Source organism: Streptomyces sp. NBC_01235 (genome assembly GCF_035989285.1).
Lineage (GTDB): Bacteria > Actinomycetota > Actinomycetes > Streptomycetales > Streptomycetaceae > Streptomyces.
The window spans coordinates 8,344,026-8,368,524 of sequence record NZ_CP108513.1 but is presented as its reverse complement, the minus strand read 5'-3'; the positions used below and the strand labels follow the sequence as shown (position 1 = coordinate 8,368,524).

Annotated in this window: 23 protein-coding genes and 1 pseudogene; 15 read left to right on the top strand and 9 right to left on the bottom strand. The window is 71.6% G+C overall.

Annotated elements, in window-relative coordinates:
* Positions 1 to 5 precede the first annotated feature (5 nt).
* The gene (locus OG289_RS37685) at positions 6 to 1,343 is read right to left on the bottom strand and encodes a ferredoxin reductase family protein (RefSeq protein WP_327318492.1); all 1,338 of its coding nucleotides are present in this window, start codon (positions 1,341 to 1,343) and stop codon (positions 6 to 8) included.
* A 152-nt stretch (positions 1,344 to 1,495) separates the two neighbouring features.
* Between OG289_RS37685 and OG289_RS37680 the strand changes: the two genes are divergently transcribed.
* The 3 genes from OG289_RS37680 to OG289_RS37670 all read left to right on the top strand — a co-directional run bounded on the left by OG289_RS37680 (position 1,496) and on the right by OG289_RS37670 (position 5,419).
* The gene (locus tag OG289_RS37680) at positions 1,496 to 2,188 is read left to right on the top strand and encodes a response regulator transcription factor (RefSeq protein ID WP_327318491.1); all 693 of its coding nucleotides are present in this window, start codon (positions 1,496 to 1,498) and stop codon (positions 2,186 to 2,188) included.
* On the top strand, positions 2,185 to 3,645 hold the full coding sequence (locus OG289_RS37675; protein WP_327318490.1) for a sensor histidine kinase: 1,461 nt from the start codon (positions 2,185 to 2,187) through the stop codon (positions 3,643 to 3,645). The genes OG289_RS37680 and OG289_RS37675 overlap by 4 nt, the downstream gene beginning before the upstream one ends.
* 766 nt (positions 3,646 to 4,411) lie before the next feature.
* Complete coding sequence (locus OG289_RS37670) at positions 4,412 to 5,419, top strand: lysylphosphatidylglycerol synthase transmembrane domain-containing protein (RefSeq protein ID WP_327318489.1); 1,008 nt, start codon at positions 4,412 to 4,414, stop codon at positions 5,417 to 5,419.
* Between the two features lie 25 nt (positions 5,420 to 5,444).
* On the opposite strand, the gene msrB is transcribed toward OG289_RS37670, so the two are convergent.
* The 4 genes from msrB to OG289_RS37650 form a co-directional block, all read right to left on the bottom strand.
* Complete coding sequence (gene msrB / locus OG289_RS37665) at positions 5,445 to 5,852, bottom strand: peptide-methionine (R)-S-oxide reductase MsrB (RefSeq protein WP_327318488.1); 408 nt, start codon at positions 5,850 to 5,852, stop codon at positions 5,445 to 5,447.
* Positions 5,853 to 5,864: 12 nt separating this feature from the next.
* On the bottom strand, positions 5,865 to 7,250 hold the full coding sequence (murC, locus tag OG289_RS37660) for a UDP-N-acetylmuramate--L-alanine ligase (RefSeq protein WP_327318487.1): 1,386 nt from the start codon (positions 7,248 to 7,250) through the stop codon (positions 5,865 to 5,867).
* Between the two features lie 150 nt (positions 7,251 to 7,400).
* A complete protein-coding gene (locus OG289_RS37655) occupies positions 7,401 to 7,874 on the bottom strand; it encodes an indole-3-glycerol phosphate synthase (protein ID WP_327318486.1) in 474 nt (157 codons plus the stop codon).
* Between the two features lie 192 nt (positions 7,875 to 8,066).
* The gene (locus OG289_RS37650) at positions 8,067 to 8,894 is read right to left on the bottom strand and encodes a pyrimidine reductase family protein (RefSeq protein WP_327318485.1); all 828 of its coding nucleotides are present in this window, start codon (positions 8,892 to 8,894) and stop codon (positions 8,067 to 8,069) included.
* Here OG289_RS37650 and zapE point away from each other — a divergent pair.
* The 6 genes from zapE to OG289_RS37620 all read left to right on the top strand — a co-directional run bounded on the left by zapE (position 8,893) and on the right by OG289_RS37620 (position 14,789).
* The gene (zapE, locus tag OG289_RS37645) at positions 8,893 to 10,038 is read left to right on the top strand and encodes a cell division protein ZapE (RefSeq protein ID WP_442819016.1); all 1,146 of its coding nucleotides are present in this window, start codon (positions 8,893 to 8,895) and stop codon (positions 10,036 to 10,038) included. The two genes, OG289_RS37650 and zapE, sit on opposite strands and share 2 nt — an antisense overlap.
* 184 nt (positions 10,039 to 10,222) lie before the next feature.
* Entirely contained in the window at positions 10,223 to 10,630 is a 408-nt protein-coding gene (locus OG289_RS37640) for a hypothetical protein (RefSeq protein ID WP_327318483.1), read from the top strand.
* Positions 10,631 to 10,721: 91 nt separating this feature from the next.
* Complete coding sequence (locus OG289_RS37635) at positions 10,722 to 11,303, top strand: carbonic anhydrase (RefSeq protein WP_327318482.1); 582 nt, start codon at positions 10,722 to 10,724, stop codon at positions 11,301 to 11,303.
* A gap of 8 nt (positions 11,304 to 11,311) precedes the next feature.
* Positions 11,312 to 12,802 carry a SulP family inorganic anion transporter gene (locus OG289_RS37630; RefSeq protein WP_327318481.1) on the top strand — a complete coding sequence of 497 codons (1,491 nt, stop codon included), beginning with the start codon at positions 11,312 to 11,314 and terminating at the stop codon, positions 12,800 to 12,802.
* A gap of 118 nt (positions 12,803 to 12,920) precedes the next feature.
* A complete protein-coding gene (locus OG289_RS37625) occupies positions 12,921 to 13,760 on the top strand; it encodes a slipin family protein (RefSeq protein ID WP_327318480.1) in 840 nt (279 codons plus the stop codon).
* A 123-nt stretch (positions 13,761 to 13,883) separates the two neighbouring features.
* Entirely contained in the window at positions 13,884 to 14,789 is a 906-nt protein-coding gene (locus tag OG289_RS37620) for a polysaccharide deacetylase family protein (RefSeq protein ID WP_327318479.1), read from the top strand.
* 546 nt (positions 14,790 to 15,335) lie between these two features.
* On the opposite strand, the gene OG289_RS37610 is transcribed toward OG289_RS37620, so the two are convergent.
* Positions 15,336 to 16,007 (bottom strand): ABC transporter, encoded by a 672-nt coding sequence (locus tag OG289_RS37610; protein WP_327318478.1) that lies wholly within the window; start codon positions 16,005 to 16,007, stop codon positions 15,336 to 15,338.
* Positions 16,004 to 16,897, bottom strand: a complete 894-nt coding sequence (locus OG289_RS37605; RefSeq protein WP_327318477.1) for an ABC transporter ATP-binding protein — start codon at positions 16,895 to 16,897, stop codon at positions 16,004 to 16,006. Before OG289_RS37605 ends, OG289_RS37610 begins: the two co-directional genes overlap by 4 nt.
* A 137-nt stretch (positions 16,898 to 17,034) precedes the next feature.
* On the opposite strand from OG289_RS37605, the gene OG289_RS37600 reads away from it, so the two are divergent.
* On the top strand, positions 17,035 to 17,769 hold the full coding sequence (locus OG289_RS37600; RefSeq protein WP_327318476.1) for a peptidyl-tRNA hydrolase: 735 nt from the start codon (positions 17,035 to 17,037) through the stop codon (positions 17,767 to 17,769).
* Positions 17,770 to 17,860: 91 nt separating this feature from the next.
* Here OG289_RS37600 and OG289_RS37595 read toward each other — a convergent pair whose 3' ends face one another.
* Both OG289_RS37595 and OG289_RS37590 read right to left on the bottom strand, forming a co-directional pair.
* Positions 17,861 to 19,054: a N(5)-(carboxyethyl)ornithine synthase gene (locus OG289_RS37595; protein WP_327318475.1), complete on the bottom strand. Its 1,194-nt coding sequence runs from the start codon at positions 19,052 to 19,054 to the stop codon at positions 17,861 to 17,863.
* Between the two features lie 148 nt (positions 19,055 to 19,202).
* Positions 19,203 to 19,475, bottom strand: coding sequence for a hypothetical protein (locus OG289_RS37590; protein ID WP_327318474.1), 273 nt, complete (start codon positions 19,473 to 19,475; stop codon positions 19,203 to 19,205).
* 530 nt (positions 19,476 to 20,005) lie between these two features.
* On the opposite strand from OG289_RS37590, the gene OG289_RS37585 reads away from it, so the two are divergent.
* The 5 genes and pseudogenes from OG289_RS37585 to OG289_RS37565 all read left to right on the top strand — a co-directional run.
* Positions 20,006 to 20,209, top strand: coding sequence for a cold-shock protein (locus tag OG289_RS37585; protein WP_327320927.1), 204 nt, complete (start codon positions 20,006 to 20,008; stop codon positions 20,207 to 20,209).
* Between the two features lie 134 nt (positions 20,210 to 20,343).
* Complete coding sequence (locus OG289_RS37580) at positions 20,344 to 21,435, top strand: fatty acid desaturase family protein (RefSeq protein ID WP_327318473.1); 1,092 nt, start codon at positions 20,344 to 20,346, stop codon at positions 21,433 to 21,435.
* A gap of 269 nt (positions 21,436 to 21,704) precedes the next feature.
* Positions 21,705 to 23,051 (top strand): DUF692 domain-containing protein, encoded by a 1,347-nt coding sequence (locus tag OG289_RS37575; RefSeq protein ID WP_327318472.1) that lies wholly within the window; start codon positions 21,705 to 21,707, stop codon positions 23,049 to 23,051.
* 241 nt (positions 23,052 to 23,292) lie between these two features.
* The gene (locus tag OG289_RS37570; protein WP_327318471.1) at positions 23,293 to 24,069 is read left to right on the top strand and encodes a DUF4142 domain-containing protein; all 777 of its coding nucleotides are present in this window, start codon (positions 23,293 to 23,295) and stop codon (positions 24,067 to 24,069) included.
* Positions 24,070 to 24,281: 212 nt separating this feature from the next.
* A pseudogene (locus OG289_RS37565) lies at positions 24,282 to 24,476 on the top strand (TIGR04222 domain-containing membrane protein); the annotation flags it as partial.
* Positions 24,477 to 24,499 lie beyond the last annotated feature (23 nt).

The following is a 24,499-nucleotide window of genomic DNA, read 5'->3' as shown; positions in this document are numbered from 1 at the left end:
CTCTCTCATCCCGCCAGGCTGAAGCGCTCGAAGTGGACTTGCGTCTTGGGCACGTCCAGCTCGCGCAGGGTACCGAGGACCGCGTTCATCATCGGTGGCGGCCCGCACAGGAAGACGTCCCGCTCCGCGATGTCCGGCACGAGCGCGGCGAGTTCGCGCGGCGCCAGCCGGTCGGGCACCGGCGGCCCGGTGACCAGGTGCAGCTCGGCGCCCTTGGCGACGGCCAGCTCGCGCAGCTCGTCGTAGAGGACGGCATCGCGCTCGCCGGCCACCCGGTAGATGACCACCGCGTGGCCGTGGATCTCCTCCAGCAGCGCCCGGATCGGGGTGACGCCGACGCCGCCGGCGATGAGCAGGGACTCCGGGCGGGTGCGGTGCATCGCGGTGAAGGCGCCGTAGGGGCCCTCGGCGAAGACGCGGGTGCCGGGCTTGATGTGGCGCAGGCCCGCGGAGCCGTCGCCGGCCGCCTTCGCGGTCAGGCGCAGGCGGGTGCCGTCGGGCGCGGCCGACAGGGAGAAGGGGTTCGCCTGCCACCAGCGGTCCTTCGTCAGGAACCGCCAGAGGAAGAACTGGCCCGCCCGGGCAGGCAGCCGGTCCAGGTCACGACCGGTGATGTACACGCTTACGACGTTGTCGGCCTCGGGGACGACCGCCTCGACGCGCAGTTGGTGGCGCCAGTTGCGCCACAGGGGCAGGATCAGCCGGCCAAGGAAGACGGAGCCGAGGGCGACGCCCCAGACCGCGTACCAGTACGTCGTGGCGGCGGAGGACGCGGTGAACGTCGTCCCGACCGCGACCTGGTGGGTGAAGGCCAGCACCACGGCGACGTACGTGTACAGGTGGATGAAGTGCCAGGTCTCGTAGGCGAGGCGGCGGCGGGCCCAGCGGGCGGAGGCGCCGCCGATGACCAGGATCAGCACCACCGCCACGGCGGCCCGCAGCACACCCTCGACGGTTTCGGCGAGGTCGACGAGCTGGCTCACCGGGTTCATCGAGGAGGACTCGGCGTAGCCGAAGGTGATGAACACCACATGCCCGACCAGCGTCCACAGCAGGCCGAAGCCGGTCCAGCGGTGCCAGTTGGTGAGCCGGTCCATGCCGATGCGGCGGTCCAGCCAGGGCAGCCGGGCCACCAGCAGCAGCTGGAACGCCATCAGCAGCGCGCCGTACAGGCCGGCGAAGCGGCCGATCACGACGAGCGCGTTGGAGGCGAAGCCCGCCTGGACTGCGAAGAGGGTCACGACGGCCGCGTTCGCGGCCAGCACGGCGTACAAGCCGGTGCGGGCCACTACTTTGGGGCGTATCGCCGTGGGGGGTACGGGAGGCGATTGGACGGTCGTCACGGACGGAAACTCCTAGATCGGGTCCTCAGAACACAGAGCTTGTCCGTGCTTCGCTGTCGTTTTCCTGTCGTACAACTTTCAAGATCTTATCGATTGGGGTGCGCGTGAGACGCGGGTCTGGCGCTGTGGGGCCGGTGGCGCACTATGTGCAGGTGGAAAAAGTACGACTCCTCGTCGTGGACGACGACCCGCCGATCGCCGATCTCGTGGCGACGGTCGCCCGCTACGAGGGCTGGGACGCGGTCACCGCGAACTCGGGTGAGGAGGCGCTGCGCCGCGCCGCCGACTTCCGTCCCGACATCGTGGTGCTCGACCTGATGCTGCCCGACATCGACGGTTTCGGCGTGCTCGACCGGCTGCGGAACACCGGGACGATGGTGCCGGTGGTGTTCCTCACGGCTCGCGACGGGGTCGCCGACCGGGTCGCGGGGCTGACCCGGGGCGGCGACGACTACCTGGTGAAACCGTTTGCCGTGGAGGAGCTGATGGCCCGGCTGCGGACCGTGCTGCGGCGCAGCGCCGGTCCCGGTTTCCAGCGCTCGGTGCTGCGGGTGTCGGATCTCACCATGGACGAGGACACCCGGGAGGTCCGGCGCGGCGGAAAGCTGCTGACGCTCACGCCCACCGAGTACGAGGTGCTGCGCTACCTGATGCGCAAGTCCCCGACCGTGCTCACCAAGGCACAGATCCTCGACCATGTGTGGGAATACGGTTTCGGCGGCCGTTCCAATGTCGTCGAGCTGGTCGTCAGTCGGCTGCGCCGCAAGCTCGACGCGACGGGCGACGACCCGCTGATCCAGACGGTACGCGGTTTCGGATACGTGATCCGGCAGGCGGCCGAGTGATCGGCCGACTCTGGCGGTCGTACCGCAGACTGCGGCTCGGCACGCGGATGGCGCTGGGGCTCGGCGCGCTGTCGCTGGTGGTGTTCGCGGTCGTCGGCACGGCGCTGACGACCTATATGCGGGACTATCTGTCGGCCCAGCTCAACGACCAACTCGCGATCGCCCAGGTCGCGCAGTCCAAGAGCATCGTGGACTCCGGCTCGCTGACCGGGAAGAAGTACTGGGGCTGGTACTACGCCGTGTACGACGTACGGGACGGCAAGCCCGTGCTGCGCAAGCCCGAGGACCCCGGTGACCTGCCCGAGGACGTCGACGACCTCACCACCCTGGCCAAGGCGCAGGCCGTCGCCGACACGGAGGTACTGCGCACCGCGCACCTCGCGGGCCAGGGCACGTACCGGCTGCGCGCCTGCGAAGTGGAACCCGGAGTGGTGCTGGTCAGCGGCGCGCCCATGGACAACCTCGAGGCCACCGTCCGGCAGCTGATCACGATCCAGGTCGTCACCTTCGGCCTGGCGCTGCTGGCCCTCGTGGTGTTCGGACGGGCGCTGCTGCGGCGCGGCCTGAAACCGCTGAGCGACATGGCGCACACCGCGCACGGCATCGCCTCGCACGACCTCACCGAGTCGGCGTCCCGCCTCCCCCTGCGCGCGGACGCGCCGGGCGGCGGCCCCGAGGTGGAGGAGCTGCGCACGGCCTTCAACACGATGCTGGAGCACATCGACGACTCCCTCGCCGTGCGCGCGGAGGCCGAGCAGCGCCTGCGCCGTTTCGTCGCCGACGCCTCGCACGAGCTGCGCACGCCGCTGATGTCGGTACGCGGTTACGCGGACCTTTTCCAGTACGCGGCCGCCAACGCGCCCGAGGAGCGGGACAAGCACCTGGCCCGGCTGCGCGCCGAGGCCGCCCGGATGGGCGTCCTCCTCGACGACCTCCTGCTGCTGGCCCGGCTGGACGCGGCCGAGGTGGAGACGCCTCTGCGGATGGAGAACGCCGACCTGGTGGAGCTGGTCGAGCAGGCGGCCGACGCGTTCCGCGCGAGCCACCCCGGGCATCCGCTGACGGTGTCCCCGGGCCCGGCCGCCGTACCGCTGCGGATGGACCCGCACCGCATCCGCCAGGTCCTGGACAACCTCCTCACCAACGCGGCCGTGCACACCCCGGCCGGCACCCCGGTCTCCGTCGGGGTAACCGTTACCCCGGAAACCGCACAGGTCCATGTCACCGACCAGGGCCCGGGCATCTCGCCCGGCGACCGGGAAAGCGTTTTCGACCGCTTCTACCGCGTCGACAAGGCCCGCAGCCGCGACCGCGGCGGCAGCGGCCTCGGCCTGTCGGTCGCCCGCTCTCTGGTGCGCGCGCACGGCGGCTCCCTGGAGCTGGGCAACAAGGCGGGAGCGACGGAGTTCACGGTGACGCTCCCGACGGCACCGACCACCGGCACCACCCACGGGTGAACGGGCGTCCGGCGAACGAGGAGAGTGAGCCGGAAGACGACGAGCGCAGAGCGGGCCGCCGGTGAGCCGGAAGACACCGAACCCAGAACCCGACCACCAGTGAACCGGAAGGCGGTGAGCGCAGAGCTCGGCAGCCGGTGAGTGGTGTGCCAGGAACGCTGCGCCGGGCACGGCCCGGTCCTTGAGCCCGCCGACGGCAGGGGACGGCGCCCTCCCGTCCCCCGCCCGCCGGCGTGCGGTACAGGAGCGAGCGGCCCCTGGCGGGGGGGCGACGTCGACGCGCTGATGGCCGCGGCGTTGCGGGACCGTCCGCCCGCCCCGTGCCGGGCGTCGAGGACATGGCGACGTACCTCGCCGAACCGGTCGTCGGCTCAGGGTGGGGCGCGGGCGCGGAACAGCTGCCGGCAGAGGCGTCACGGGCGGTACCGCAGGACCGGGCGGCTCCCGGGCGGCCACGGCACGACGACAGGCCGGGGGACGACCGACCGGATCGCGCGGGAGGCGCCGACGGTGCTGCGGGCCGGGTGAACCTCGGGGGACGTCCGGGATGAACTCCGGGGGGTATGGGCAGAAATCCCACAGCCTCACCGTGCCTCCCCCGCCTCACCGCACCGCGGTCGCCCTTCGGCCCGCACTCCGTCGGCTTCCGGACACCGCACCGTCACACCGGAGGGGAACGACTCCCCCGTCCCCCTCCTTAGGCAGGCCCAACCCCGATCCGTCAAGCCGCCGCGTGCGGTCACGACGCGGAAGGACGACGTGCGCCGTGTCCCTGCTGCCCCTCGACGAGCCCGCGACCCCGCCCCCGCTCCCGCTCGCGGCCGACCGCCCCCGCCCCCTGACGTCCGCCGCCACCCGCCGCGCCCTCGGCCTGCTCCCGCTGCTGCTCCTGGTGGTGTGGGCGGCGGTCGACTGGCACGCCGTGCGCGACGGCACCGCCCGGCTGGCCACCGCCGATCCCTTGTGGCTGCTGGCCGGGCTCCTCTTCACCTATCTGGGTGCCGTCGTCGCGGCCTGTGTCCGCCAGGGCGCGATCCCGGACCGGTTGCCGCCGGGCCTGCTGGTGGCCTCCCAGATCGCCGCGGGCGCCGCGAATCACGTGCTGCCGGCGAGCATAGGCGCCCACGCGGTCACCGTCCGTTTTCTGCAACGCCAGGGCGTCCCGCTCCCCCGCGCCACTGCCTCGATCGCCCTGTACTCCCTGGTCAGAGCCGTGGCGAAGACGCCCGTGGTGCTGGTCTTCCTGATCGCCGCGCCCAGCGCCGTACCCGCCGCCCAACTCCTGCCGCAGGGACGGACGTTGCTCCTGGCCGCCGTGGGCCTGCTACTGGCCCCCACGGCGGCCGCGGTGCTGCTCGCCTTCGTACGGCCGCTGCGCCGCCCCGCCCTGGACTTCGTGCGTACGGCCCTGACCGACGTCCGGCACCTGCACACCCGCCCCTCCCGTTTCCTCCCCCTGTGGGGCGGAGCGGTCGCGGCGCCGCTGGTCCAGGCGAGTGTGGTGGCCTCCGTGGGAACGGCGCTGGGCGTGCCCCTCTCCTGGGCGCAGCTGCTCTTCGCCCACCTGGCGGCGAGCACCGCGGCGGGAGCCGTCCCCGCGCCGGGCGGGATCGGTCCCGTCGACGCGGCCCTGGTCCTCACCCTGGCCGGCTACGGCACCCCGCTGGGCCTGGCCACGGCGACGGTCATCGGCTACCGGGTGCTGACGGTCTGGCTGCCCCTGCTGCCGGGGATGCTGGTGCTGTCGGCGCTGGTGCAGCGCGAGCACCTGTGAGCCGCGTCGGCCACGTCGGCCCTCGTCAGCTCTCGTCCGCCGCCAGCCGCAGCGAGATGCTGTTGATGCAGTACCGCTGATCGGTCGGGGTGGCGTACCCCTCCCCGGCGAACACGTGCCCGAGGTGGGAACCGCATCGGGCGCACCGCACCTCGGTGCGCACCATCCCGTGCGAGTGGTCCTCGATCAGCTCCACCGCGTCGGTGTCCTTCGGGTCGAAGAAGGACGGCCAGCCGCAGTGGGAGTCGAACTTGGTCTCGGAGGTGAACAGATCGGTGCCGCAGGCTCGGCAGGAGTAGACGCCCCGGGTCTTGGTGTCGGTGTACTCACCGGTGAACGCGGGCTCGGTCGCGGCCTGGCGCAGGACGGCGTACTCGGCCGGGGTCAGCTCCGCCCGCCACTGCTCGTCCGGCTTTTCGACGTCGTACGACATGAGCTCAGCCCCTCAGCTGGAAAGACGGTCCAGAATGCGCGGGCCCAGGTCCGTCACATCGCCCGCGCCCATGGTGAGAACGAGATCGCCGGCCTTCGCCATTCCCGCGATCACGGCGGGCACCTCGTCCTTGTCGTGCACGGCCGTGACGTCCGCGCCCGCCGCCCGGGCCGCGTCGATGATCAGCGCACTGGTCACGCCCGGGATCGGGTCCTCGCGGGCGGGGTAGATGTCGAGGACGACGGAGGCGTCGGCCAGCGCCAGGGCCTGGCCCATCTCCTTGCCGAGTTCCTGTGTCCTGGAGAACAGGTGCGGCTGGAAGACGACGAGGATGCGGGCGTCGCCGGCCGCCGCGCGCATCGCCTCCAGGTCGGCCGTCATCTCGGTCGGGTGGTGGGCGTAGGAGTCGATGACCTGGACGCCCGCCTCCTCGCCCTTGAGCTGAAGCCGGCGCTTGACGCCCGTGTACGCGGCCAGGGCGGGGGCGAGCTCGGCGGCGGGGACGCCCAGGGCGACGCCCGCGGCCAGCGCGGCGACGGCGTTGTGCGCGTAGTGACGGCCGGGCACGGAGACGGTGAACGTGAGCTCCTGCCCGTCCAGCAGGACGCTCACCTCGCTCTTCAGCCCCTGCGGGACGACGGACAGGACCCGCACGTCGGCGTCCTCGGCCTCCCCGTACGTCACCACCCGCACGCCCTCGACGCGTCGCGTCAGTTCCCGGGCGCCCTCGTGGTCGGCGTTGATCACCAGCGTGCCGCCGGGGACGATCTTCCCGGCGAAGGTCTCGAAGGACTCGTAGATCTCGTCCATCGAGGCGTAGTTCGCGTGGTGGTCGAGCTCGACGTTGAGGACGATGGCGACCTCGGGCGCGTACTTGTGGAAGCTGCGGTCCGATTCGTCCGCCTCGGCGACGAAGATCTCGCCCTCGCCGTGCAGCGCGTTGGAACCGGGCGCGTCCAGGTCGCCGCCGATCGCGTACGAGGGGTTCAGCCCCAGCTCGGACAGCGACACCGCCAGCATGGACGTGGTGGTCGTCTTGCCGTGCGTGCCGGCGACGGCGATCGGACGCAGCCCGTCCATCAGCCGGGCGAGCGCGTCCGAACGGTGGACCACCGGGATGCCCAGCTCGGCCGCGCGGGCCAGCTCCGGGTTGTCCGCGCGGATCGCCGACGAGACGACGACACAGCTGGCGTCGTCGGCCAGGTGCTCGGCGGCGTGCCCGATGTGCACGGTCGCCCCGAGCGCGCGCAGCGCCGCCGCGGTCCCGGACTCCTTGGCGTCGCTGCCGGCCACCTTCGCCCCACGCTGGGCCAGGATCTTCGCGATCCCCGACATCCCGGCCCCGCCGATGCCGATGAAGTGCGGTCGGTCCATGGCGGTAGGAAGGCCGGGTGCCATGCGTGTTCTCCCAGGGTGCGGTGATGGCGACGAGTGCGCCCCCACCCTATTCCGCAAGGGCCGTCCCGGCCGACCTAGGGGCGCACCGCACTCCGACAGCACCCTGTTTCCTGCGTTTCCCTCGTGTGCTGCGCCCAGCGCGCTTCCTGCCTACGCCTTGCTGTGCGAGAAGAGTTTCAGCACCGGCACCCCCACCCTGTGCCGGGCCCGGGAGGCCCAGTCCCGGTGGAAGAACTCCTCCACGTAGTGGGGATCGGTCAGGACGATCACCTCGTCCGCCCCCACCTCACCCACCAGGGACTTCAACGTGTCCAGCGGATGGTCCTCGACCAGCCGCCCCACCGCCTCGTTGCCCGCCGCGTGCAACGCCTGGAGGGACACCGAAAGCGCCCGTTCGCCGAACCCCTTCGCCTCTTCCCCCTCCGGCGTCTCCCGCTCCCGCGCTGCCTCGTCCAGCTCTCCGAGGGCCACGTCGTCGATGGCCCGCAGCAAGCGGTCCGCCTGGTCGCCCCGAGGCTGGAGCAGCACGTGGAAGAAGACCGGCTCGTCCCCGTGCAAGGTGCTGACGAACTCGACGTCGGCGGACGTCAGGGCCTTCTCGATCATCAAAACGCTTGTGAACACCAGCGCCCCATTCTCCTTCGAGGACCCCCGTGGCCCTCTCTCCTGCGTGGGCCGTTCGCGGCCCTGCGGAAACCATCCTTCCCCGTGCTCGCACGGGGACTGCGAGATTCAGTGTGCCCGTCGGACACTAAACGGAACGGCTTACTCCGCCGATTTCAGGACCCTCGGCGGCGATCGAACCCGTTTCCGGCATCACGGCCGCCGGTACCTCGCGAACAGGAAACCCTCCTCCTCCAGAAGTGACGCCAGTGCGAACCGCCGCGGAACCGCGATCGACGGCCCGCCCGCGATCCGCTGCGCGTCGCCGACGGTGAGCATCGGGGAGACGGTCAGACAGAGCTCGTCGAGTACTCCGGAGGCGACGAACTGCCCCAGCAGCCGGGGTCCGCCCTCCGTCAGCAGCCGGGTGTGCCCGAGTCCGGCGAGGGCCTCCACGGCCCGGGCCGGGTCCACGCCCATGCCGTCACCGGCGATCACCACCTGAGCGCCCGCCTTCTGTGCGGCCGCGATCCTGTCGGGGGCCGCCGCGGCGCCCGTCAGGAGCAGGGTGGGCACCAGCGGCGAGGTGTAGAGCGGGAGCGAGAAGTCCAGGTCGAGACTGGCGGTGACCACCGCGACGGCGGGTGCGGGCCCCTGCCCGGCCGCCTCGCGCCGCCCGGCGAACTCGGCACGCGCGCGTGCGGGGCGGTAGCCCTCCAGACGTACCGTTTCCGCGCCGACGACCACCACGTCCGCGAGCCCCCGCAGCATGCCGAAGATCCGCATGTCGGTGGCGGTGGAGATGGGCTGCGAGCGTCCGTCGTGCTGGGCGGCGCCGTCGAGGGTGGACACCATGTTGGCGCGCAGCCAGGGCCGCGGCTCCCCGGGGCCGGGTTCCGGGTAGGCGTAGGCGTCGGCGAGCTCGTCGAGGCTCCACTCGCGGTCCGCCGCCGCACCGCCCCCCTCGCCGGGGGCCCCGGGCGGCCTCCCGCCGCGGTCGTTCGTCGCTGTCTGGTCGGTCACAGGGAACAGCCGTCGCATGCCAGGCAGTCTGGCACGCCCCGTAGCATGGGGAACCGTGTCGTCCTTCTCCCCCGCCCCCGGCATCGGCCCGATAGCCGACGCGGCCCCGGCATCCCTGTGCACCCGTCAGCCGCATGTCCCCGCGGACCGACTGGTCGCCGAGATGGTTCCGCCGCCGCGCTTCGACTCGGTCCGTTTCAGCACATACATCCCGGACCCGAACCAGCCCAGTCAGACCGAGGCGGTCGGAGTCCTGGAGGGCTTCGCGGCCGGACTGGGCGGAGCGCACGCCACGGGTACCGCCAAACGGGGGTTCCTCGGCTTCGGCAGGGCGAAGGCGACGAGGGTGCCCGCCGGCCCGCGTGGCGTCTACCTGGACGGCGGTTACGGCGTCGGCAAGACGCACCTCCTGGCGTCCCTGTGGCACGCCACCCCGGCCGAGCCCGCCCTCAAGGCGTTCGGCACCTTCGTCGAGCTCACCAACCTCGTCGGCGCCCTGGGCTTCCAGCAGACGGTGCGGACCCTCTCCGGGCACCGTCTGCTGTGCATCGACGAGTTCGAGCTGGACGACCCGGGCGACACCGTTCTCGTCTCCACGCTGCTCGGGAAGCTGGTCGACGCGGGTGTCGCGCTCGCCGCCACCTCCAACACCCTCCCGGGCAAGCTGGGCGAGGGCCGATTCGCGGCCGCCGACTTCCTGCGCGAGATCCAGGGCCTGTCGGCGCACTTCCGCGCGCTGCGCATCGACGGCGAGGACTACCGCCACCGCGGTCTGCCCGAGGCGCCGGCGCCGTACTCCGACGAAGAGGTGACGAAGGCGGCGTACGCCACCGAGGGCACCTCGCTCGACGACTTCCCGCACCTGCTGGAACACCTCGCCAAGGTCCACCCGAGCCGTTACGGCGCGCTCACGGATGGCCTGAAGGCGGTCTGTCTCACAGACGTGCGGCCGGTGCCCGACCAGTCCACGGCGCTCAGGCTCGTGGTTCTGGCCGACCGGCTCTACGACCGCGAGGTCCCGGTCCTGGCCTCGGGGCTGCCCTTCGACCGGCTGTTCAGCGAGGAGATGCTGAACGGCGGCTACCGCAAGAAGTACTTCCGCGCGATCTCCCGGCTCACTGCGCTGGCCCGCGACGCGGGGCGACTCGTCGAAGCTCATTAAACGATCCGGGCCACCCGGGTCAAGAGTCGGTTCACGCCAAGCACCCCTCGCTTTTGAGGCGCACTTCTTCTCGAAACGCCCAGTTAACCCTGCAAACAACCTTGCAGGGTTACCGTGTTTCTTGACCAGTCGTTGACCAGTCGTTGGTCTGGACTAGAAGCGCGAACAGGTCGGAGGGAGGCGCATGTTCCGAGGTAAGACGGCCCGGGCCGTGATCTCGATCCTCGCCGCCGCCCTGCTCGCCCTCCCCTTCTTCGCTCCTACGTCATCCTTCGCACACGCGCACACGGTGCGTCAGGCCGAGGCCAAGACCCAGCCCGGAATCACCCTCTCGGGCAAGACGAAGCGCGACGAGATCGTCACGTTGCGCGACTGCGACCGCTCCGCCGGCTCCGCCGACCCTCTGCGCACCCGTGACCGCCACCGCGGCGCCACCTCCGCCGCCTCGGCGCCCCAGGAGCCCGAGCGCGCGCTGCTGGCGCAGGATCCCGCGGCCGCGCACCAGCCGGCCCGGCCCGGCGCCCCCCATCACCGCTCGTCGAGATCCTCGACGGCCCACTCTCCGGCGGCACTTCAGGTCTTCCGCTGCTGAGAGAGCAGAGCAGAACAGCAGTTCCCCCACCTGTCCTGTGTCCTGCACATCCGACGCGCCCCCGCGGCGCGCCAGGAGGAGTCACCACGTCATGCAGCCCCTCATCGACAACGCCCGTACGTTCGGACAGCGCCCTGAGGAGTTCGCCAAGCTCGCCGAAGGCCAGTCCCCGCAGGTCCTCTTCATCACCTGCTCCGATTCGCGGGTCGTACCCGCCCTGATCACGGGCGCCCGCCCCGGCGAGCTCTTCGAGCTGCGCACCGCGGGCAACATCGTGCCCCCGTACGTCTCCGACCGCCCCACCGGCGAGGCGGCCACCATCGAGTACGCCGTCGAGGTGCTCGGCGTCCAGGACGTCGTGGTCTGCGGCCACTCGCACTGCGGTGCCGTCGGCGCGCTGGTGCGCGGCGACGACCTCGACGGCGTCCCCGCCGTCCGCGACTGGCTCGCGCACGCCGCGGACGAGCCGGGGGCCGCCGATCCCGACGACCCGACGGTCATGCGGGCGGTGCAGAACCACGTGCTCGCCCAGCTGCTGCGGCTGCGTTCCTATCCGTGCGTGGAGAAGCGGCTGGCCGACGGCCGGCTAAGGGTGCGCGGCTGGTACTACGAGGTGCACACCGGCGCCGTGCGCGAACACCGCGTGGACACCGACGGCTTCGAGACCCTGTGAGCGCCGCGATGACCAACGAAGCCCCCCGCCGAATATCCAGGTTCCCCCACCTCAAGCAGGACTTCGCCGCTTCACTCGTCGTCTTCCTGGTCGCGCTCCCGCTGTGCGTGGGCGTGGCCGTGGCCTCCGGCGTGCCGGCCGAGCTCGGACTCGTCACCGGCATCGTCGGCGGCCTCGTCACCGGGCTGATGCGCGGCAGCAGCCTGCAGGTGTCCGGTCCCGCGGCAGGGCTGACCGTGCTGGTCTTCGAGGCCGTGCAGGAGTTCGGCCTGCCCGCCCTCGGGGTCGTCGTCCTCGCGACCGGCGCTCTGCAGATCGCCATGGGCGCCCTGAAGCTGGGGCGCTACTTCCGGGCCATCTCGGTCTCGGTCGTCGAGGGCATGCTGGCCGGAATCGGCCTGGTGCTGATCGCCGGTCAGCTGTACTCGGTGGTCGGCACCAAGGCGCCGGAGTCCGGCCTGGAGAAGATCGCCGGTCTGCCCGAGGCACTCGTGGACGCGGCCGGCAACACCGACGCGTTGGCGTCGCTCGCGCTCGGCGCCGGCACCATCGCGGTGCTGGTGTTGTGGAAGCGGTTGCCGGCAAAGGTCCGGACGGTGCCCGGCCCGCTCGCCGCGGTGGGCCTGGCGACGCTCGCCGCCCTGCTGCTGAACCTGCCCGTGGCCACCGTCGAGGTGCAGGGCCTGCTCGGTTCCATCCAGCCGCCGTCGCTGTCCGCCTTCGGCGATCTGGCACAGGTCGGCCTGCTCGGCACGATCGTCGCCTTCACCCTGATCGCGTCCGCCGAGTCGCTGTTCAGCGCCGCGGCGGTGGACCGGCTGCACGACGGCCCGCGCACCGAGTACGACAAGGAGCTGATGGCGCAGGGCGCGGGCAACGCGCTCTGCGGAGTGCTCGGCGCGCTGCCGATGACCGCGGTGATCGTGCGCAGCGCGGCCAACGTACAGGCGGGCGCGCGGACCAAGGCGTCCCGCGTGCTGCACGGCCTGTGGCTGCTGCTGTTCGCGGCCCTGCTGCCGGACGTGCTGGCGTACATACCCATCCCGGCGCTGGCCGGCATCCTCGTGCACGCGGGCGCCAAGCTCGTACCCGTGCGGGCGATCGCGGGGCTGTGGCGCGAGCACCGCGGCGAGGCGCTGATCCTGGTCGTCACGGCCGTGTCGATCGTCGCGGTCAGCATGTTCGAGGGCGTCCTCATCGGTCTCGCGCTGGCCGTCGCCAAGACGGCGTGGGAGGCCTCGCACCTCCGGATGGAGGTCGTCGACAAGGGCGCCGGCCCCGTCCAGGCGTACCTGTCGGGCAACGCGACCTTCCTGCGCCTGCCGAAGATCCTCGACAGCCTGGAGGCCCTCCCGCAGGACCGCCCCGTCGAGCTGGACCTGTCCGGCCTGCACCACCTCGACCACGCCTGCCGTACGGCACTGGAAACCTGGGCCGAACGCCACAGCGCGGCCGGCACGGAGCCCGTGAAGGTCACGGAACCGGTGACGGCCGTGTAGCCCCTCCCGCCCGCTGTCCGGGCCGGGACTCGGGGCGTGGCCCCGGGCCGGACGGCGGGCATATCGTTGCAGGAACAGACAGAACGCCTTTCATGGACCTCTTGCTGAGGAGGTCGTCATGCTCCAGGAGCTGCTGGGCGTGGCCGCGGCGGTAGGCGCCGGGGCCCTCGTGTATCTCGGGGCGGCCGCGCGGGTCGTCAAACAGTACGAGCGCGGGGTGGTCCTGCGGCTCGGCCGGCTGCGCGGCGACGTCCGCCAGCCGGGGTTCACGATGGTCGTCCCGGCCGTGGACCGGCTGCGCAAGGTCAACATGCAGATCGTGACGATGCCCATTCCCGCCCAGGAGGGCATCACCCGCGACAACGTGACCGTGCGGGTGGACGCGGTCGTGTACTTCCGGGTGGTGGACGCGGCGGCCGCGGTCATCAACGTCGAGGACTACCGTTTCGCCGTCTCGCAGATGGCACAGACCTCACTGCGCTCGATCATCGGCAAGAGCGAGCTGGACGACCTGCTGTCGAACCGGGAGAAGCTCAACGAGGGTCTGGAGCTGATGATCGACAGTCCCGCCATCGGCTGGGGCGTGCAGATCGACCGCGTGGAGATCAAGGACGTGTCCCTGCCCGACACCATGAAGCGCTCGATGGCCCGCCAGGCCGAGGCCGACCGTGAGCGGCGGGCGCGGATCATCAACGCGGACGCCGAGCTCCAGGCGTCGAAGAAGCTCGCCGAGGCGGCGAAGCAGATGTCCGAGCAGCCCGCCGCGCTCCAGCTGCGGTTGCTTCAGACGGTGGTGGCGGTGGCCGCCGAGAAGAACTCCACGCTCGTCCTGCCGTTCCCGGTGGAACTGCTGCGCTTCCTGGAAAAGGCCCAGCAACCGATCCCGCAGCATCCCCAGCAGCCGCCGCCCGCCGCCCCTCCGCCGCCTCCTCCTCCCCCGAAGGCCGTCGACGAGTAGGGCGCTTGGGCCTACCCGACGTTCTGTCCTGCCCGGGCACGCGAGAGCCCGGGCGGGTGACGCCGCCGGAGGCGCGGTCATATATCCGCACAGCTCCAGGCGCACTCCTCGTACATTCATACGATGATCCCTCCGGTACGTCGCCTCGCCACCTTCTGCGCCCTCGGCACCGCCCTCGCCGGCCTCGCCGCCTGCGGCACCCCCCAGGAACCGCTTGCCGTCCGCCCGACTGCCCCGGCCCACACGTCCGCGGCCCCCACGCACACCGCTCCGACCCCCACCGCTCCCGCTCCCGCCTCGGCCGCTCCCTCCCGGCCCCCGACGCTGGCCCCCGGCCCGGCCGGACTCACCCCCGTCTTCCGCAACGCACCCCGCACCGCCGGCAAGACCGTGGCCCTCACCTTCGACGCCGACATGACCGCCGACCAGGGGGCCCGGGCGGCGTCCGGCGAGCACTTCGACAACCCGGGGCTGATCGCGGCGCTGCGGACGCTGAAGGTGCCGGCCACCGTGTTCATGACCGGCCGCTGGGCCGAGGAGTACCCGGCCCAGGCCCGCTCGATCGGCCGCGACCCGCAGTTCGAGATCGCCAACCACTCCTACAGCCACTACGCCTTCACCGACGACTGCTACGGCCTGCCGACCGTCCCCGAGGACCGGATGCGGGCGGACGTGGAACGGGCGTACGCGGCGTTCCGCAAGGCCGGGGTACCGGACGCGATGCCTTACTTCCGTTTCCCCGGCGGTTGCTACGACCGGCGGGCACTGCACGCGGTGAGCGGCACGGGTGTGACCGCGGTGCAGTGGGACGTGGTGAGCGGAGACGCCTTCGCGACGGATGCGGACGCGGTGGCCCGGCAGGTGCTGGAGGGCGTGAAGCCGGGCTCAGTCGTCGTCATGCACTGCACGCGCAGCGCCGCCCCGACGACCGAGCGGGCGGTGCGCACGATCGTGCCGGAGCTGCGCCGACAGGGATACCGTTTCGTGAAGGTTTCCGAGCTGATCGGGGCGGCGAGCGGGCGGCGGTGAGACTCGTCCACGGTTCGTCGGCCTGCCCCTCGTACCCGGTCGGCACCCTGCGGCCCGTACACGGTCGCCGGCCCGCCCCCCGTACCCGGTCGGCACCCTGCGGCGTACACGGTCGCCGGCCCGCCTCGCGAACACCGTCGCCGGCCTGCTTCGCCCACGCCGTCGTCAGCTCCCCGTCCGGCAGGCCGTCGTCAGTCCGCGTCTCGCAGGCCGCGTGCGCTTTCGTCCGCTGGAGGTACGAGCGAGGACAGCGATCGGGAGTACCACCTGATCGACGCGACAGGTCCGCCGAAGGCCGACCGGCCGCCGCGCGCGATGGGGGTGCCCCCGCTCGAGCGCAGCCGAGAGTGGGGGGCGTGCTGTGCCGGAAGCCCACGGAGTACCCCCCAGTCGTACAAGGGGATCACGTGGTGCCCGGTGTGCGAGTGGCTGGAGGCGCAGCGCACCGCGCGCTCGGGGTAACCGCTTACCCGCGGTTGCCGTCTTCCCGCGATTGCCATGTGCCTCGATGCTTGCGGTAACCGTTTGCTCGGGGTGATCGCCCGGTCAGGGTGATCGGCGGGAAGTCAGCGCGCAGGCCGCGGCCGTCGCGGCGGCGCTCAGCAGGGCCGCGGCGGCCAGGGGCAGGACCGGCGGGTGAACGGTCGCCGAGTGCGAGCCGCCGACCAGGTCACTGACGGCCGCCTGCGCCGGGGAACCGGTTACCACCAGCGCCAGCAGGGCCGCCAGCAGCAGCGCGGGGACCGCCCGGCCGGGCGAGCGCAGCACGGGCCAGGCGGTGAGCGCGCCGACGGCCGCGCCGAGCAGGGCGCAGGTCAGGACGGCGAGCAGTCCGGCACCGGCGGCTTCGAGGACGGGGACGCTCCGGTGGTGGTCGCTGCCGACCGGGTCGCTGATGAGTGCGACGATCGCTGTCGCCGCCACCCCCAGCACGACGGCCGCGGTCAGCGCGACCAGCACACAGGCCAGGTGCGCCCGCGCGGGCCCGACCGCCGCCGCGACGACGCTCCGGGCGGCCGGGGGCTCGTTGGCCACGCAGATCCGCACCAGCCACGCCGCCACGGGCAGCAGGAACGCGGCCGTGTAGCCGAGCGAGTCCAGCAGTGGCTGACCGCCCTGCACACCGACGCCCAGGAAGACGGCGTACAGGAGGAACGGGGGGAGCCAGCGCTGCGAGCGCACGAGGAGGGCGGTCTGGTAACGCAGGAGGGCGGTCATCTGCGGCTCTCGTCGATGGGGGTCCCCCCGCTCGAGCGGAGTCGGGAGTGGGGGAGGACGCTCACCACGTGCCACGGCGGGCGGGCGGTCAGCAGGGCGCGGATCAGGACGTCGGAGTGGGAGGCGGGGACGGTGAGCCGGTGCGTGCGGTCGGTCGTCTCCTCGGTGGAGGTGGCCAGGCGCAGCGCCTCCGGGGGGAGCGGGGCCGCCGGGCCGTGCACCTCGACGGTCATGTGCGGGCCGTCGAAAACGGCGGCCGGTCCTTCGTCGGTACGGCGGTGAAGGGTGCCGTCGCGGACCGTATACGCGGCGTCCGTGGCCCCGGAGAGGCGGCCGGGGTCGTGGTCGACGAAGACGACCGCCGCGCCGGCCTCCGTCCGCTCGGCGACCGCCCGCTCCAGTTCGGCCCGCGCGTCCGTGTCCAGGCCGGTCCAGGCCTCGTCCAGGATCAGCAGTTCCGGTTCGGCGAGGAGGGCTTGCGCCACGGCGACCTTCTGACTGCTGCCCTTCGAGAGGTGGGTCATGGGGGTGCGGGCGTGTGCGGCGGCACCGAAGCGGTCCAGCCAGTCGCCCGCGGCGCGCTCGGCCGACGCACGGGACAGGCCGTGCACCGTGCCGAGGTGGGTGAGGTAACCGACGGCCGTGAAGGGGAGAGCGGCCGGGAAGCGTTCGGGGACGTATGCGGTGCGGGGGTGGCCGGTGAGCCTGCCCTCGGTGGGGGCGTCGATACGGGCGAGGAGGCGCAGGAGAGTGGATTTTCCTGTGCCGTTGCCGCCCTCGATGCGGGTAAGTGTCCCCGACGCGAGCTTCAGGTCGACGGCACGGAAAACCCACGGGCCGCGTAAGCCGTAGCGGCGGCCTACGTTCTCCAGGCGCAGATCGCGTTCCATGGGGGCATCTTCTCGTACGGCGTCCGCGGGTTCGTCGTGGCTTCGTTGTGGGCGTCGTTGTGGCCTGTCGCCTCCCGCGGCGATGCCGCAGATCGGCACAGCCCCTGCCCCTCGGCGGGGTCCAGTAGCCTGCGTTCGTGAGTGAGAGTCCCTTTCAGACCGAGCCGAACCCCCGTGACCAGGCTCCCCAGTTCGTGTTGCCCCTCGTCGTGCGGGTGGAGAAAGCCGCGCCGCCCGCCCGTACCGACGCTCTCGAGACCGCTGCTCGTGCCGTGCTCGTGATGCTCAGTGATGAGCGGTCCGTCGGGGACGGGGAGTGGGCGCAGGTCATGCGGGACTGGCAGGACGCCCGGATCCGCAAGGTCGTGCGGCGGGCTCGGGGGGCCGAGTGGCGGCGGGCCGGGGAGTTGCCGGGGATCACCCTCACGGGGAAGTCCGCCGAGGTACGGGTGTTTCCGCCGGTGCCGTTGGACGGATGGCCGAAGGAACTGGCGAAGCTCCAGGTTTCCGGAACCGATTTCGACGACCCCGAACCGCCCGTGGGCGTCGAACCGGGGACGGTCGTGCTGTGGCTGAATCCGGAGGTGGAGATGTCCGCGGGCAAGGCGATGGCGCAGGCCGGCCACGGCGCGCAGCTCGCCTGGTGGGAGCTGTCGGACGAGGAGCGGGCCGCCTGGCGCGAAGCGGGGTTTCCGCTCGCCGTGCGGACCGCGGAGCCGGAGCGGTGGCGCGAACTGAAGGTGAGCGGACTACCGCTGGTACGGGACGCCGGGTTCACCGAGATCGCGCCCGGGCTGACGGTCGCGGTCGAGGGATACAAGCACGTGAGCGCCTTGCCGGACCACGCGCATCTGCCGATCACCTGGCGCTGACGGGCCCGGGGAAACTCTTCGCGGGGCTGAGAGGCGCCCGGCCGGTGACTCTCCCGCAGGGAAGTGACCGGCCCCGGTCGGCGGAGGATCGTCAGGCGGGCTGGGCGGAGGAGCTCATCGCGGCTGCGGGAGCGGCGACCGGGGCCTCGGGAGCGTGGGGGTAGGCGGCCGACCGGTGCTGGAAGGAGAGGATCTTCGGGTTCTGGACGACGCCGTCGCGGATCTCGATGGCCTTGGCGACCGTGACGTCGGAGTCCCAGGCAGCGGGGCCGCTCATGATCTTGCGCAGGTAGGGAAGAAGCGCCTCGCTGATCTCCCAGGTGGCGGAGTTCCACAGGTGGGACGGGCTGTGATCCACCGCGTAGTAGTGGCAGCCCGGCCCTACCGCGTGCATGGGTTCGCCGAAGGTGGTCGGGCGGGCCCATGCGAAGCCCATGCCCTCGTCGCAGGCGACGTCGATGAAGAAGGTTCCCGGCCGGAAGAGGGCGAGTTCCTCGTCGGTGACGAACATGAGCGGCGCGTCGGTGTCCTGGAGGACGCAGTTGACGATGATGTCGAACCCGGCGAGGTACTCCGCCAGCGGCATGGAGCCGGCCGCGGTGAACGCCCGCAGGCGCGACGGATCGTCATCCTGCTCCTCGAAGTGGCCCATCACGACCGAGGGCATCGGTGAGGCCACCGCCGCGGCGGCGCGCTGGGTGAGCACCGTCACGTCGGAAACGCCCATGGCGCCCAGCCCCGTGACCGCTCCGCGCGCCGTGGCGCCGAAGCTGATGACCGCTGCCCGCAGGCGACGCCCGTAGCTGCCGGTCAGTCCGCCGAGTTGCAGGGCGTGCAGTACCGAGCAGTAACCGGCGAGCTCGTTGTTCTTGTGGAACACGTGGACGCTGAAGGCGCCCGTGGAGGTCCAGTGGTTCATGGCCTCCCAGGCGATCAGGGTCAGCCGTCGGTCGATGCCGATCTGCGTCATCGTCTCGTCCTGCACACAGTGCGGCCATCCCCACAGCACCTGGCCCTCGCGCAGCGCCGCGGCGTCTTCGTGCATGGGTTTGGGCAGCAGCAACACATCGCATTCGGCGAGGAGCTGCTCGCGGGAGCGCAGGCCTGCCACGAGGGGGCGCAGTGCGTCGTCGGCGAAGCCGAACCGTTCGCCGTACCCCTGTTCGAGGAAGATCCTCTCGCGTATGTCGGGGGCGATCCGGCCGAGGTGACCGGGGTGCAACGGCAGCCGGAACTCGTTCTCCTTGCGGGAGGAGGCGACTACTCCGAGGCTCATCAGACTCATGCGCTTCCTCATCATTTCCTTCTTGTCGTGCTGTTGGTGGCCGCGGGGTCTCCGGGGCAGGCGTGATCGGCCCGCCGGGTCGGGAGTGGTCGGCCCGCCGGGTCGGGAGTGGTCGGCCCGCCGGATCAGGAGTGGTCGGCCCGCCGGATCAGGAGTGGTCGGCCTGGTGCCTGCGTACGCGCTCGGCCAGCGGGAGGGGCGTCTCGTCCAGACCGTCGACCGACCCGCTCGCCATGCGTGCGCACGTCCCGTGGCAGGCGAGCAGTTGCCTGTCGTCACGGTGGGAAACCACTACCGCCTCCGGGGTCGGTGCGCTCCGGTAGTCGGTGCCGCAGATGAGGCACGCCAGTCCGGAGCGCATCTCGGGGGTCGGTTCGGGGCGGCCGCGGCGGTGGCCGGAGATCGAGTCCTGTGAATACATACGTCCTGCATCCTCTTGATCGGTTCAGGGCGTGCATCAGGCGGTCGGAATGCCTCTCGGACACCCCGGAAGCAAAGGAAATCCGCTACCGCAGGGTGCGGAACGGGATACGGAAGGCAGCGCGACAAGTCAAGCCAGGGGCATGGTGCGGCTCTTTTCCGGCCGGACCTGGTGCGCTCCGGCCTTGCCGTTCCCCGAGGGCGACGCCGAAACGGATGACGGCATGCGAGGTGCGCTCGGTACCGCCACCGTACTCCTCTCCGTACCTGGAGCCGACCCGCCAGGGCGTCGCGTGGCCCTTCCCCGCCCGGTCGCCCGGGCCCCTTCCACCCGACCGGGAACCTTCCCGGCATCCCGGACGTTGTGGCGAGTGGTTGTAGTTGAAGTTTGCGACGTGGAAGCGCCCGCGGAGTTCTGACGGCGGGTGCTTCGCCGTATGCGGGGGTTTTCTTCGAGGGCTGGCGACAGCAGCCCGGGATCGCGCGAGCGCGCGTTCTCCGACCTATTCGCCATCTCGAAGGAGACGCCACATCACTCAAGGAACCGTGAAGTGGTTCAACCCGGACAAGGGTTTCGGCTTCACCGCCCCCGATGAGGGCGGCGCCGACGTATTCGTCCACCACTCGGCGATCGACACGGGTGGTTTCCGCTCCCTGGAGGAGAACCAGCGGGTGGAGTTCAGCGCCGGCCGGGGCCCGAAGGGCATGCAGGCCGACCAGGTCCGCGCGCTCTGAGGACACCCCGTTCCGAGACAGGATCCCGCGCCGCGGGGCCTGCTTCGCACTGCCTCACGACCGGGGTGCCGATTCCGGCGCCCCGCCCACGCGCCGCAGGCAGCGCCCCGCCCGTGCACGCCGAAAGGAACACTGTGACCACTGACATCAGCTGCCGGGACACCGATCCCGCGGACCACGCCGAGCTGACCGAACCCCCGCCCCTCCAGCGGGGCAGCGAGTACGCCGCGCTGTCCCGCGAGATGAAGCAGAGCGGGCTGCTGAAGCGGCGGCCGGGCTACTACTCCGTCAAGGTCGGCGGGAACCTGCTCCTGCTGGCCGCCGGATGGACCGCGTTCGCCCTGATCGGGCAGTCGTGGTGGCAGCTGCTGACCGCCGCCTTCCTCGCGGTGATGTTCACCCAGACCGGGTTCATCGGGCACGACGCCGGACACCATCAGATCGCCGCCTCCAAGCGCGTCAACAACCTGCTCGGCCGTGTGCACGCCGACCTGCTGATCGGCCTCAGCTACGGCTGGTGGATCTCCAAGCACAACCGGCACCACTCCCACCCCAACCACGTCGACCGCGATCCCGACATCGCCGACGGCGCGATCGCCTTCACCCAGGACCACGCCCGCGTCCGCCGCGGAGCGTATGCCTGGCTGGCCCGTCACCAGGCATGGCTGTTCTTCCCGATGCTGCTCCTGGAAGGACTCGCCCTGCACGTCGCCGGCGTACGGGCGCTTCTCGACCGCACCGGTACCGCGACCTCGCGGCGGACCAAGCTGGCCGAGGCGGGACTGCTGGCGACGCATCTCGGCGGCTATCTCGCCGCCCTGTTCCTGGTCCTGTCCCCCGTCCAGGCCGTGTGCTTCCTCGCTGTGCACCAGGGGCTGTTCGGGCTGTACATGGGGTGCTCGTTCGCCCCCAACCACAAGGGCATGACCGTCTTCGCCAAGGACGCCAAGATCGACTTTCTGCGTCGGCAGGTACTGACGTCACGCAATATCCGTGGCCATCGGTTCACCGACTTCGCGCTCGGCGGGTTGAACTACCAGATCGAACACCACCTGTTCCCCTCCATGCCGCGGCCCAGCCTGCGCCAGGCCCAGGAACTCGTCCGCTCGTTCTGCGCCCGGCACGGCATCGCCTACCACGAGACCGGGCTCTTCAACTCCTACGCCCAGGTCCTGCGGCACCTCCACGCGGTCGGCGGTCCCCTGCGCCCCGAACTGGAATACTGATCACCAGCCCGCTGCCCTGGGCCACGATCACGGCCCGCCCTGTGGCAGACGATCCGGCCCTGCGCGCCCGCCGGCCTCCCCCGCTGATCTTCCGCCGATCTCCCCCGATCAGCCGATCCCGCGTCGATCTCTCTCGCCCTCCCTCTCCCCTCCCTCCCCGCGCGACCGAACCTCAAATGTTGCTCTGAAGGAGGACGGCGGGCGGTTCGGCGGACGGTGGCGGGGTCATACCACCGTCACCACGGAGGGGCACGAAGGAGGCGGGGGCCATGATGCGACTGGGGACGGGGATCGGCTGGCGGCCGGAGATCGCGGACGCCGTGGAGCGGATGCCGGGCATCGACTGGGTCGAGGCCGTCGCCGAGAACCTGTGTCCCGGCCACCTGCCGGACTCCCTGCTGCGGCTGCGCGAACGCGGGGTCACCGTGATCCCGCACGGCGTCTCGCTCGGGCTCGGCGACGCGGAGCGGCCCGACGAGGGGCGGCTCGCGGCCCTCGCCGAGCGGGCCGAGGCACTGGGGTCACCGCTGATCACCGAGCACATCGCGTTCGTCCGCGCGGGCGGCCCCCTGACGGCGTCCCCGTGGCTGGAGGCCGGGCATCTGCTGCCCGTGCCGCGCACCCGCGACGCCCTCGACGTGCTGTGCGAGAACGTGCGCATCGCGCAGGACGCGCTGCCCGTGCCGCTCGCCGTCGAGAACATCGCCGCGCTCGTCGCGTGGCCTGGCGAGGAGATGACCGAGGGGCAGTTCCTGTACGAGCTGGCCGATCGCACGGGCGTACGGCTGCTCATCGACGTCGCCAACCTGCACACCAACCACGTCAACCGTGGCGAGGACCCCGCCAAAGCGCTCGCCGAACTACCCCTGGAGGCCATCGCCTACGTCCATGTGGCGGGCGGCTTCGAGCGGGACGGCGTCTGGCACGACAGCCATGCCCACCCCGTCCCCCGGCCGGTCCTCGGCATCCTGACCGACCTCGCGTCGCGGGTGTCGCCGCCGGGAGTGCTGCTGGAGCGGGACGAGAACTTCCCCGAACCGGCCGAGCTGGGGCGGGAGTTGGACGCCATCCGGGAGGCTGTCGAGCTCGGTGGGGAAGGGGGTACCGCCCTCGCGCGAGCCTGGTCGAGCGTGGGAGGGCGTGCCACGACGGAGGGCGAACCCGTCCCGCCCGCCCGGGCGACGGAACCGGTCGCCCCCAGCGAGGCCACCCGCCAGCGCCTCGGCCTCGCCCAGACGGCCCTGCTGTCCGCGCTGGTGGCCGGGACTCCGGTGCCCGAGGGCTTCGACCGGGTGCGGCTCGGTGTCCAGGCCCGGGCGCTGGCGGCGAAGCGCGCGGACGTGGTGGCGAAGGTGGCTCCGGAGCTGCCGCTCATCCTCGGAAACGGGTACCGAGCCGCTTTCGTCGCGTACACCCAGGGGCATCCGATGCGCGGCGGCTACCGGCAGGACGCCCTCGACTTCGCCGAGGAGCTGCTCCTGGGCGGACGGCTGACGGAGGGCCGGACCCGCCGCGAACTGCGCCGCTGGTGGCTGGACCGCTCGGGCCCGGCTCCGCGACCGACGTCACGGCTGAGCCAGGTGGGGCGGGCGGGGCGGTCGTTGATCCGACGGTGACCGATGTGCCGGGGTTAACACCCACCACCGCGCTCGACGTATTCGGCGCACTCGACACGCACGACAACCGTTTACAGCCCTTTTCCTCCGTTTTGCCACCCTCTTTCAGTTTCCTGTTCGACCCGATATGCCCGCGATACAACTCTTCGCCCCCGTACGACAGTTGGAGGTGACGGCGCAGTAATATGTCAGTCCCGCAACCGAAGCGCATCCGTGTGCAGTTCCGCGTGCAGGAGGCACCATGCGCCCGCGACCCCCGATCAAGGGCAGAGGCATCTTCAGTGGTACCGGGCTCATCATCACGGGCCTGGCGGCGACCCTCGCGGCGCTGGTCTTCCCTATCTGGTCGTACGCCGACCGGTCGGGCACGGGAGTGGACGTTCTGAACGCGCAGAGCGTGTCGACGCAGTACGGGCCGCTGTCCGCGCTGGACCGGGAGTTCGTCACCAAGGTCCGGCTGGCCGGGCTGTGGGAACTGCCCGCCGGTCAGCAGGCGCAGACGAAGGGCACGACCGAGGCCGTACGGACGGCGGGCCGGCACCTCGTCGAGGGGCACGCCTTCCTGGACGAGCGGGTGCGCGCCGTCGCCTCCCAACTGGGCCTCGCGCTGCCGAACGAGCCCAACGACCAGCAGAAGGGCTGGCTGCGCGAGCTCGACGCGGCGCAGGGCACTCAGTACGACTGGAAGTTCGCCAACATCCTGCGCCTCGCGCACGGCAGGGTGTTCTCCGTCGTCGCCCAGGTGCGGGCCAGTACGCGCAACTCGCTGGTGCGCGAGCTCGCCGACGACGCCAACACCACCGTGCTGGACCACATCAAGATCCTGGAGGCCACCGGGTACGTCGACTTCGACGCCCTCGCCCGGGACATGGCCGCCGACAGCACACCCCCGCTCGCCAACTCCCCGGGCCCGGCCGGCCCGACGACCGATCCGGGGTCGGCCGTGCCGGTGGCGCCGTCGCCGTATGCCACGTACACCCTCCCGCCGGCCGCGGCCAGCCCGCCGCCCGGTTCCTGAAATCCGTTTCCTGCCCGGTTCCTCGGGTCTGTTTCCTGGGGTCCGGTTCCCGGGTTCCGGACGAAGGCAAGCGGGACGTCACATACCCACGACGCTCGGTCCGGACGGTGAACCGGGCATGGTGTTCCCGGGGCATATGGCAGAGAAACGCGGCATGGTCTGAGTGCTTCTCCTGCTGCCGGCATGGGCTGTCGCGGGCGCGGCGTGCACCGGCCATGGCGCGGGGCGAGGTGCACCCGTACGCACGCTGGGCTTCCCCCGGCCGGGCAGCGGCTGCTGGGCGCGCCGGGTACGCGGGGGACGACCGTACGTACCTGGCCTTCGTCGCCGTACGCGAGATCCGTGCGGTCGGTGAGCCCGGCCTGCGGGCGGCCTTCGCTCATCGCGAGCCGTACGGGCGCGACTGAGGCAGGGCGCGCTCGACCAGCGG